The following is a 10,099-nucleotide window of genomic DNA, read 5'->3' as shown; positions in this document are numbered from 1 at the left end:
CGACCTATCTCGGCCGCGAATCCGCCGCTGCCGGCATCGCCGTGATCAGCTCGATCGGCATCCTCGGCGGCTTCGTCAGCCCCTCACTGATGGGCTGGATGAAGAGCCTCAGCGGCACGCTCGACGCTGGCCTGCTGTTGATGGCCGGTGTCGCCGCGCTCGGTGCGCTGGCGACTTTGCTGCTGGTGCCCGCGAATGCGTTGAGAGTGGGACGCACAGAAGCCTAGCTACGGAGTCGCCCTCGCTATCCATCGTCAAGGCTGCTCGCGATACTCCGTGTCGTCGTCATAACGAACACACGAGGAGAGCATCGATGAGCCTGAGCAACGCGCTGGACGCCCTGCTGAAGAGTGGCACCGAAGCCGGAGAGATTCCTGGCGTGGTCGCCGTCGCCGCTGATCGCAATGGCGTGTTCTACGAAGGTTCGGCCGGCGTGCGTGCCCATGGCGGCAAGGTGCCGATGACCGTCGACACCTTTGCCTGGTTCGCCTCGATGACCAAGGCGGTCACCGGTGCGGCGGCGATGCAGCTCGTCGAACAGGGCAAGCTCGATCTCGACGCGCCTGCCGCCAAGGTGCTGCCGGAGCTCGGCAAGATCCAGGTGCGTACCGGCTGGGACGCCAACGGCAAGGCGATCCTGCGCGCGCCCAAGAGCCCCATCACCCTGCGCAATCTGCTGACCCACACCAGCGGCTTCGCCTACGAATTCTTCTGCCCCGATGTCGACAAGGAACTGACCGACGCCGGCAAGCCCAACGTCATCAGCGGCTCGTCGGCGTCCATGGATCGCGCGCTGGTCGCCGATCCGGACACTGCCTGGAACTACTCGATCGGTATCGACTGGGCGGGCCGCATGGTCGAGCAGGCCAGCGGTCTCAAGCTGCGCGACTACATGGCCAGGCACATCTTCGCGCCGCTGGGCATGAAGGACGTCACCTTCGAAGCCAACGCCGAGCAGCAGGCCCGGGCGAGCGCGATGCACGCGCGCCTGCCGGACGGTTCTCTGGTGGTGATTCCGTTCGGCATTCCGCCGGATGCCGAGTTCGACATGGGTGGTCACGGCTTGATGGGCAGCCTGCCGCACTATCTGCGCTTCACCCGGGCGATCCTCAACGGCGGCATTCTCGACGGCAACCGCATCCTCGCGCCGACCACGGTCGAACTGATGTGCCAGAACCATATCGGCGCGCTGTCGGTGCCGGTGATGAAGACCCATATGCCGACGCTGTCGAACGACTGCGATCTGCATCCGGGCATCGATCTCAAGTGGGGCCTGAGCTTCATCATCAACCAGCAGCCGCTGCCCGAAGGCCGTGCCGCCGGCAGCCTGGCCTGGGCCGGTCTGCCCAATGCCTATTTCTTCATCGACCGGAAATCCGGCATCACCGCCGCGCTGCTGACCCAGATCCTGCCGTTCTGGGATGCCAAGGTGGTGGCGCTGTACCAGAAGTTCGAACGGACGATCTACGACCACCGCTGAATCATCGCGCCGGCAGCCCGCGGTCCATTCGCCAACCTGGAAACTTCGCCATGTCCGCCTTGATGATCGCGCTGGTCAAGATCAGGAATCCTGCCAAGTTGCAGGAGTACTCCGCTGCGGCCGGTCCGACGGTTGCCGCTGCCGGCGGCGTCGTGCTCGGCCGTGGCAAGCACACGGAAACGCTGGTCGGCGCGATCGACATCAACAATGCGCTGGTCGCCCGTTTCCCGTCGGCCGCGGCGGCCCATGACTGGTATCACTCTGCTGCCTACCAGGCCTTGATTCCGGTCCGTGACGAAGCCATGGAGGCCACGTTCTTCGTGCTTGAAGAGCCGATATGACGGGGTTCTGACGTCGGCTTCACAGACTCTCCACAGCGATCGATGAGCCCTTGAAAAGGCTTCATCGAATGGTCATCCCCGCTTAACCGCAAGCCGCGACGATGCGCCTGCAGTCGTCGGATCGGCGACCGCTCAGGGTCGTCGCGGGCAGTACTCGAAGTGTCGGCGTCGATCTTCCAAACCAGAACGTCATGGGAGAAAACGCATGCGCTTTCCGATCAAGAATTTCGTTGTCGCGGTATCCGCGCTGATCGTCGCTTCATTGTCAGGCGTGACCGAATGCCAGGCCCAATCGATGCCCGTCAGTCGCTTGGATGCCAATAGCCGTCCGCTGATCATTGCCCATCGTGGCGCTTCGGGCTATCGCCCCGAACACACGCTGGCGGCCTATGAGCTGGCGATCAATCTCGGCGTCGATTTCATCGAGCCTGATCTGGTGTCGACCAAGGATGGCGTGCTGGTCGCCCGTCATGAGAACGAAATCGGTGGCACTACCGATGTCGCCAGCCATCCGGAGTTCGCCGGCCGGCGCACCACCAAGACCATCGACGGCCTGGCCCTGACCGGCTGGTTCACCGAAGACTTCACCCTGGCCGAGCTGCAGACCTTGCGTGCCGTCGAGCGCATTCCGGCGATCCGCCAGCGCAACAGCCTGTACAACGGCCTGTATCAGGTGCCGACCCTGCAGCAGGTCATCGATCTGGCCCAGCGCAAGAGCCTGGAGACTGGTCGGGTGATCGGCATCTATCCGGAAACCAAGCATCCAAGCTATTTCCGCAGCATCGGCTTGCCGCTCGAAGAACCGCTGCTGACGACCCTGCGCCGCAATGGCCTGGACCGCCGCGACGCGCCGGTGTTCATCCAGTCCTTTGAAAGCGGCAATCTGCGCCAGCTGCGCAGCCGCACCCGCATCCGGCTGGTGCAGCTGTTCGGTGGCCCGGCCGATCGTCCGGCCGATTTCGTCGCCACTGGCGTCACCTTCACCTATGGCGACATGGCCACGCCGGCCGGCCTGGCGCGGATCGCCAGCTATGCCGACGGCATCGGCCCGCCGAAGACCTCGATCCTGCCGCGTGATGCCGCCGGCAACTCGCTGACGCCGACCACCTTGGTCGCCGATGCCCATGCCGTCGGCCTGATCGTTCACCCGTACACGTTCCGCAACGAGAACACTTTCGTGCCGAACGAGCTGCGAGTCGGCGATCCGGCCAACGCTGCGTTTCCGACCCTTTACGGCCGGGCGCTCGATGAATACCGGCTGTTCTTCAACCTCGGCGTCGACGGCCTGTTCAGCGACAACGGCGATACCGCGGTCGAAGCCCGTCGGCTGCTGCTGAATCCCTGAGCCCGGGACGACACGATCCTGCGTCGCAGCCCTAGCGAAGCTCGCGACGCAGGATTTTCCCAGTCATCGTCTTCGGCAGCTCGGGCAGGAAGTCGACGATGCGCGGCACCTTGTACGCCGCCATCCGCTCGCGGCAGTGGGCGATGATGGCTTCCGGCGTCACGGTGGCCCCGGCCTTCAGGCTCAGCACTGCCTTCACCGTTTCGCCGCGATAGGCATCGGGCACGCCGACCACGGCGGCTTCGCGGACGGCGGGATGCGTGTACAGCACGTCCTCGACCTCGCGCGGCCACACCTTGTAGCCGGCGGCGTTGATCATGTCCTTCTTGCGATCGACCAGGAACAGCCAGCCGTCGGTGTCGATCACGCCGATGTCGCCGGTGTGCAGCCAGCCGTCGCGGATCGCATCAAGGGTCGCTTCCGGCTTGCGCCAGTAGCCGCTGACCACCTGCGGTCCGCGGATTGTGATTTCGCCGGCTTCACCATAAGGCAGCGGCTGCGCGGTCTCGGCATCGACGATGCGGATGTCGGTATTGAAGGTCGGCACGCCGACACTGAGTGCACCGAACAGTGGATCGACCGGCGCCCGCTTGTCGAGCGGCGAGACGGTGGCCGGCGAGGTCGATTCGGTCATGCCGTAGGCGTTGCGGATGTACAGCCCGAACTTCGCTTCGAACTGCGCGACCACTGCGGGCGCGATCGGCGCGCCGCCGGAGTAGATCGAACGTAACGAAGCCAGGCTGTCGGCTTTCGCGTCCGGATGGTTCATCAGCGCCATCAGTGCGGTGATCGCGCCAATCGTGAAGACTGGCTGCCGCTCGCGGAAGGCGTCGAGCATCACGCCAGCTTCGAAGCGGTAGGCGAGGGTCAGTGCGCCGGCGATGCTGAAGCTGGCCGCGATGTGGCCGATCAGGCCGGTGATGTGGAACAGCGGCGCGATGCCGAGAATGCCGTCGCCCTCGCGCAGTTCGATCCAGTCGCGATAGACCTGCGCGGTGAACACGACATTGCCGTGGCTGTTCATCGCGCCTTTCGGCAGGCCGGTGGTGCCGGAGGTGTAGACCAGCATCGCGGTGTCGCTGGGCTGGTAGTGGATCGTCGGCGGCGTTGCACCTCGATAGCTGGCGATCAGGTCGGCAAACGCCAATGTGCCTTCGCAGGCCACGCGGCTGATGCTGCCGAACAGGCGCGGGTCGTTGCGGCGCTGGTATTCCAGTTCGGAGGTGGTGATGACGATGCCGACCGGCCGCTCCGCCAGCACCTTGGCGATGACATCGCGATACGCGGTCTCATGGACGATCAGCGCGGCCGGTTCGCAGTCCGCGAACAGCAGCGCCAGTTCGCGCTCGCGGTTCATCGGATTGATCGACACCGCAATCGCGCCGGCCTTCCAGCTCGCGACCAGGGCAATGACGAACTGCGGCAGGTTCTGCAGCACCAGGGCGATGCGGTCGCCGCGCTGTACACCGCGCGTGAGCAGGGCGCAGGCGAGGGCGTCGCTCTGCGCATCGACGTCGGCATAGCTCAGCGTTGCGTCGAAGTAGTGAAGTGCCGGCTTGCTTGCGGCTCTTGCGACCGCGGCACGGAACAGCGACAAGGCATCAGGCTGCTCGACCGTGATCGTCGCCGGATGGCCGGCGCTGTATTGGGCGAGCCAGGGAGGGGCTTGTTCGTTCATGCCGTGGGCTCCGTCGATGCGTGCCGATAACCGGTATCTGACTTCGGTTCTTTGCGTAGGGCGGCCCGCGGCCGCCGGCTTCGGCTTCAGATGCGGCCGGGGCGGCGGGTATGGCCCGCCCTACGAAAAAACGCGGTGCTAGCGGATCACCACCGGATTGACCGGCGCACCGGAGCCATTGATCACCTTCAAGGGCGCTGCCACGTACAGGAAGCTCCACTGGCCATCGGCGGCGCAGTCGGCGGCCAGCGGATCGAGCTGGCAGATCTCGGTGAAAGTGACGCCAAGGTTCGACATCAGCGCGATGTGCAACGGCAGCGCCACGCCGCTGACCGGGTCCATCGTCACCTCGTTGGCGATGGTGTCGGTGACCAGATTGGGGATTTCCATTTCGTGGAACCAGCTGACCAGTTCCGGGGAATAGGTCAGGCCCGGTTCGACGAAGTTCTTGTAGAACTCGACCCGGTCGCGCTCGTAGAACGAGCCGATCCAGCCGGTGCGGATGATCAGGATGTCGTGCTTCTGGATGCTCACGCCCTGCTTCTCGGCCGCGGCGAGCAGGTCCAGATGCGTGAAGGTTTCGCCGGGATCGAGCACCGGTTTGCCGCGATGACGGGCCATGTCGATCAGCACCGCGCGGCCGACGATGCCGCGCTCGGCGAGCGGATAGACGCTGGCCTTGCTCATGCCGCCGATCGTGGTGTTGGCGTCGTAGCCGTTGTAGAGCTTGTCGTCGCACCAGACGTGGCCGAGCGCGTCGTACTGCGTGGAGCCCTGCAGGTACATGAACATCACATCGTCGGCATATTCGATGTTGCCGGGGAACTGCACGCCCTTGCCGCACAGCCAGTGGCCGTGATCCATGACGTTGATCCGCTGCGACTGGTTGCGGCCCGGCCAGACCGGATCGCCGCCCGGCTTGCCCATCGGAATCTGCAGGGTGTAGGTCTTGCCCTGGCGCACGGCAGCAACGCCGCGCAGCACTTCGGCGCTGGTCAGGAAGTTCAGCGAACCGACTTCGTCCTCAGGCCCCCAGCGGCCCCAGTTGCGCGGGGAATCCTTCAGCAGCTCGGCAGCCGTCGGCACTGGTTGGGTGGTCATGTCCTCTCCGTTCGCAATGATGGCCGCGTCTGGTGCGCGGTCTGGCCCGATGCTGCCTAGCGAACGCGGTGAATTCAATCGCGTGTCAGCCCGCGCACCATCGTGGTCTCGGGCGGGCTCGGCATAATGCGGCACTCATCAGAACTGGATCGTCCCGATGGCCGCCGATGCGCCTACACCCCAGCAGTGGGCTCAACTCGAATCCCTGCTCGATCAGCTGCTCGATCTGCCCGAGGGCGAACGCGAGGCTTTCCTCGATGCTCAATCGCTGAGCCCGGCATTGCGCGTGGAACTCGAGCGCTGGCTCGTCGCCGAAGCCGAAAGCCGGGATTTTCTGGCACCGAGCCTGAACGCGGCGCTGCTGCCTGCCGGCGAGATGGTCGGCGCCTGGCGCGTACTCGAGCTGATCGGCCAGGGCGGCTCGGGCGAGGTCTATCGGGTCGAGCGGGCGGATGGCAGCTATGAGCAGCGGGCCGCCTTGAAGCTGCTCAGGCGTCCGGAAGAGGCGGACGATTTGCGCCGCTTTGCGGCCGAACGACGGATGCTGGCGCGGCTGGAGCATCCGGACATCGCCCGCCTGCTCGACGGCGGTGTCCATGGCGGCCGTCCCTACGCGGTGCTGGAATTGGTCAAGGGTGAGCGTTTCGACGACGCCACGCGCTTCCTGCCGCTGGCCTTGAAGCTCGAACGCTTCCTGAAGGTTTGCGAGGCCGTGGCGCATGCCCATCGACACTTGATCGTTCACCGCGACCTGAAGCCGGCCAACGTACTGGTGACCGCCGACGGCAGTCCCAAGCTGCTCGATTTCGGCATCGCCAAGCCGGTCGATGCCGACGCTGCCGACGTCACCCAGGCCTTGCGCATGACCCCCGATTACTGCGCGCCGGAGCAATTGGCCGGCGGTGCCGTGACTGCGGCCACCGATGTCTTCGCGCTCGGCGTGATGCTCTATCAGCTGCTGACCGGCAAGCTGCCGTGGGCGCTCAGTGGCAGCGGCGTGCAGCGCGCGCTGGAGCGCCTTTCGAGCAGCGACCTGTTACCGCCGAGCCAGGTGGCCACCAAGCTTGTCGCCCGACAGTTGCGCGGTGATCTCGATGCCATCGTGCTCAAGGCACTGCGCCGCCTGCCGGGCGAGCGTTATGGCAGCGCCGAAGCGCTGGCCGAAGATCTGCGCCGCCATGTCGATGGTCGCCCGGTCATCGCTCGGGGCGAGGCGCCTGCATATCTGCTGGGCCGGCTGCTGCGCCGGCATCGCTTCGGTTTTGCCGCGGCGGCCTCGCTGCTGCTGGCCTTGATGGCCGGTGCCGGCGGCATTGCGTTCAAGGCGCGGGAAGCCGCGCAGGAGCGCGATCAGGCGCGGGCGGAAGCCTCCCGCAATGCGGCGGTGCGGGACTATCTGCTGACCCTGTTCCGGGTGGCCGGCGAGACCCCGGGCGCGGACGCGCTGACGCCGAAGCAGCTGCTCGACAAGGGTGCCGAGCGCCTGGCTTCCAACTTCGAGAAAGATCCCGAGAGCGCCGCCGACACACTGCTGGCACTCGCGCAGCTTTATTTCTCGTTCAACGACTATGCGGGCGCCGTGCCGCTGTTCGAACGCGTGCTCTCCCACCAGCCGGCGGTGACGCCGGACATCGCCGCGCAGGCGCGCTACGACCTGTCGCAGTGCTATCTGCGGATGAGCCGCACCGCCGATGCGGTGGCGGCACTGGCGGCCGCTCAAGCCTACTGGGAGCGGGACCCGATCCGGCACCGCAACCAGCTGCTCGAAAGCCGCCTGACCCAGGCCCAGCTGGAGCGGGCCGACGGCCGTGCCGAAGCCGGTATTGCGACGCTCGAGGCAGCGCTCGTCGAGCGCTCGAGAATTTCGGGCGATCTGCACGCCGAGACCGGCATCGTGTTGAACAATCTCGCCGTCGCCTACTTCCAGGCCGATCGGCTTGCCGATGCCGACGCCCTGTTCCGGCGCTCCTGGACGGTCTGGGAAACGATCGGCGCAACCCAGGGTGTCGATGCGCTGAACACGCTCAACAACTGGGCTTCGCTGGCGGTTCGCGAACAGCGTTTCGACGAGGCCGAGAAGCTCTATCGCAAGGCACTCGACACCCGCCGCATGCTGTTCGGTCCGTCGGCGGCGCTGGCTGCACTGCTCAACAACCTGGGCAAGCTGAATCTGCGCCTTGATCGCCCTGCCGAGGCGCTGCCGTTGCTCGACGAAGCGCTGAAGCTGGCGCGTCAATACGCAGGCGAGAACAGCCTCAACGCGCTGGCGGCGCAGGCCGGGCTCGGCGAAGCGCAGGCGGCGACCGGCGATGCGACCTCATCGTTGGCGACGCTGGACGACCTCGATGCCCGGGTTGGCGCCAGCTTTCCGCCGGAGCATCTGCTGGCGGCGATCGCCCATCTGGCGCAGGCCCGTCGGCTGGCAGCGGCTTCCGACGTCACAGCGGCGCGTCGACGCCTCGACGCCGCCGACGCGGTGCTGGCCCAGGCCGGCCCCCAGGCCGCCACCTACAGCCCGCAGGTGGCCGCGTTGCGCGCCCGGCTCGAATGAGCGCGAAGCCCCGGTAAGCGCTCAGGGCGTCTGCAGGCGCTGGAACAGCCAGGCGCGAGCCTTGGCCCAGTCGCGTTGCACGGTGGCAACGCCGACGCCCAGCGCCTCGGCGGTCTCGGTTTCGGTATAGCCCGCGTAGTAGCGGCACTCCACCGTCTGCGCCAGCCGCGGACTGAAGACGGCGAGCTCGGCCAGTGCTTCGTCGATGGCCACCACGCGTTCGTCCGGCGCTTCGGCGGCGACCGTCTCGGCAGCATCGATCGGTAGCGGGCGCTCGCCGTTGTTGCGCCGTGCGGCAAGGCGGGCGCGCGCGTCGTCGACCAGCACCTGGCGCATCGCCAGCGCCGCGGCTCTCAGAAAATGCTGGCGGTCGTTCCAGGCCGGTGTCGCATGCAGCTTCAGCCAGGCTTCGTGGATCAGCACCGTGGTCTGCATGGTGTCCGACGACGCTGAACCGTAGCGCAGGCGCCGCGAGATTCTTTTCAGGTCGGCATAGAACAGCGGCACCAGTTCGGCGGCGTCGGCGCTGATGCTGTTCGGGGCAGACAGCTTTTCTTCCATGGCGATGATGGGATTCCTGAGCGGATCGCGTTCATTGAGATGTGGGGCTTGAAGCCCTTTCAGCTTAAGTGTCCGGAGATCGCCATGTTCATTCCATTTCGTCTGTCGTTGGCCGCCATCGTTTTTCTGCTATGCACGCCTGCAGCGCTTGCGGGAGGCGCCGCCGAGTTTGAAACCGGCGAGGGCGCAGATCGCGGACGCATCGTCCTTGAATTCGACAGCGGCATGATTCGGATGACACCGGTGTCGGCCAAGGGCGCTGTCGAAGCGCAAGGCTACGCGATCTTCCGCGACGGCAAGATGTACAGCGTCGCCGTTACCGATGGCCAGACCATGGTGGTCGAAATGGGCGCGATGATGAAGATGATGGGCAGCAGGCTCGCCAACGCCTCGCAGTTCAATTCCGGCCTCGACGATATCGCCGAGTACCACGGCCTTAGTGCGACGGGACAACGGGAGACCCACGCCGGTATCACCGGCGAGGTCTATACGGTCGATTACAGCACCAGAGCCGGCAAGCGCGAAAAGACCGAAGTCGTTCTGGCGAGCAACGCCAAGCTGACCGAGATGACGAAGGCGATGACCTCGTTCTCGGAAATGATGACCCAGGCGATGGGCCGCAAGAACGACACGCCGGGAGGCAAGGCCCTGGAAGCGGCGTTCCAGAAGAAGAATCTGGGCCTGCTGCGGGTCGAACAGAACATGCGCCTGACGCGTCTCGATAGCGCCACGCCGTCGGCGGCGCGCTTCAAGCTGCCGGCCGAGCCGATGCAGATGCCGGAGCTGCCGGCTGGCATGTCTCTGTCGGGCGCGGGCCTCGGTGGCATGTTCGGCCAAGCGGCGGCTGAAACGGATGCCGACGGCAATGTCGTCACCGAAACGGTGGACGAAAAAGTCGCGCGTCAGAAGGACCGGGTCAAGGCGCGGGCCGATGAAGAAGTCGACAAGGCCTCCGACCGTACGGTCGACAAGGTGCTCGACAAGGCCTTCGACAAGATCTTCGGCCGCTGAAGCGGTGTTCCGGAACGTGCAGGACCCCACC

8 protein-coding genes and 1 pseudogene are annotated in these 10,099 nt (G+C 65.7%); 6 read left to right on the top strand and 3 right to left on the bottom strand.

The genetic code is table 11. The annotated features are described in order from the left end of the window. From Q0D45_RS11030 to Q0D45_RS11015, 4 genes and pseudogenes are all read left to right on the top strand, one after another. Nucleotides 1-227 (top strand): annotated as a pseudogene (locus Q0D45_RS11030) (MFS transporter); the annotation flags it as partial. Between the two features lie 86 nt (nt 228-313). Continuing rightward, the gene (locus tag Q0D45_RS11025) at nt 314-1,480 is read left to right on the top strand and encodes a serine hydrolase (RefSeq protein WP_293392603.1); all 1,167 of its coding nucleotides are present in this window, start codon (nt 314-316) and stop codon (nt 1,478-1,480) included. A gap of 50 nt (nt 1,481-1,530) precedes the next feature. Next, the gene (locus Q0D45_RS11020) at nt 1,531-1,821 is read left to right on the top strand and encodes a DUF1330 domain-containing protein (RefSeq protein WP_293392600.1); all 291 of its coding nucleotides are present in this window, start codon (nt 1,531-1,533) and stop codon (nt 1,819-1,821) included. Between the two features lie 205 nt (nt 1,822-2,026). Continuing rightward, nucleotides 2,027-3,166, top strand: coding sequence for a glycerophosphodiester phosphodiesterase (locus Q0D45_RS11015; protein WP_293392598.1), 1,140 nt, complete (start codon nt 2,027-2,029; stop codon nt 3,164-3,166). 31 nt (nt 3,167-3,197) lie between these two features. Here the strand turns inward: Q0D45_RS11015 and Q0D45_RS11010 are convergent, their stop codons facing one another. Both Q0D45_RS11010 and Q0D45_RS11005 read right to left on the bottom strand, forming a co-directional pair. After that, nucleotides 3,198-4,844, bottom strand: coding sequence for an AMP-binding protein (locus Q0D45_RS11010; RefSeq protein WP_293392596.1), 1,647 nt, complete (start codon nt 4,842-4,844; stop codon nt 3,198-3,200). 138 nt (nt 4,845-4,982) lie between these two features. After that, on the bottom strand, nt 4,983-5,945 hold the full coding sequence (locus Q0D45_RS11005) for a cyclase family protein (protein WP_293392593.1): 963 nt from the start codon (nt 5,943-5,945) through the stop codon (nt 4,983-4,985). 157 nt (nt 5,946-6,102) lie between these two features. Between Q0D45_RS11005 and Q0D45_RS11000 the strand changes: the two genes are divergently transcribed. Then, nucleotides 6,103-8,496, top strand: coding sequence for a serine/threonine-protein kinase (locus Q0D45_RS11000; RefSeq protein WP_293392590.1), 2,394 nt, complete (start codon nt 6,103-6,105; stop codon nt 8,494-8,496). Nucleotides 8,497-8,517: 21 nt separating this feature from the next. Here Q0D45_RS11000 and Q0D45_RS10995 read toward each other — a convergent pair whose 3' ends face one another. Further along, nucleotides 8,518-9,057 carry an ECF-type sigma factor gene (locus tag Q0D45_RS10995; RefSeq protein WP_293392587.1) on the bottom strand — a complete coding sequence of 180 codons (540 nt, stop codon included), beginning with the start codon at nt 9,055-9,057 and terminating at the stop codon, nt 8,518-8,520. A gap of 84 nt (nt 9,058-9,141) precedes the next feature. Between Q0D45_RS10995 and Q0D45_RS10990 the strand changes: the two genes are divergently transcribed. Then, nucleotides 9,142-10,068, top strand: a complete 927-nt coding sequence (locus Q0D45_RS10990) for a hypothetical protein (RefSeq protein WP_293392584.1) — start codon at nt 9,142-9,144, stop codon at nt 10,066-10,068. Nucleotides 10,069-10,099: the final 31 nt, after the last annotated feature.

Origin of the sequence: Nevskia sp., from assembly GCF_023266035.1 — a bacterium.
Lineage (GTDB): Bacteria > Pseudomonadota > Gammaproteobacteria > Nevskiales > Nevskiaceae > Nevskia.
Note: the sequence above shows the minus strand (reverse complement) of the source record. Positions and strands in the feature narration are given on the sequence as shown.

Excerpts from the sequence above, each read along its gene's own strand:
- Q0D45_RS11000 (WP_293392590.1), top strand. The coding sequence starts at position 6,103 with ATGGCCGCCGATGCGCCTACACCCCAGCAGTGGGCTCAACTCGAATCC.
- Q0D45_RS10995 (WP_293392587.1), bottom strand. The coding sequence starts at position 9,057 with ATGGAAGAAAAGCTGTCTGCCCCGAACAGCATCAGCGCCGACGCCGCC.
- Q0D45_RS11015 (WP_293392598.1), top strand. The coding sequence starts at position 2,027 with ATGCGCTTTCCGATCAAGAATTTCGTTGTCGCGGTATCCGCGCTGATC.
- Q0D45_RS11020 (WP_293392600.1), top strand. The coding sequence starts at position 1,531 with ATGTCCGCCTTGATGATCGCGCTGGTCAAGATCAGGAATCCTGCCAAG.
- Q0D45_RS11005 (WP_293392593.1), bottom strand. The coding sequence starts at position 5,945 with ATGACCACCCAACCAGTGCCGACGGCTGCCGAGCTGCTGAAGGATTCC.
- Q0D45_RS11025 (WP_293392603.1), top strand. The coding sequence starts at position 314 with ATGAGCCTGAGCAACGCGCTGGACGCCCTGCTGAAGAGTGGCACCGAA.
- Q0D45_RS10990 (WP_293392584.1), top strand. The coding sequence starts at position 9,142 with ATGTTCATTCCATTTCGTCTGTCGTTGGCCGCCATCGTTTTTCTGCTA.
- Q0D45_RS11010 (WP_293392596.1), bottom strand. The coding sequence starts at position 4,844 with ATGAACGAACAAGCCCCTCCCTGGCTCGCCCAATACAGCGCCGGCCAT.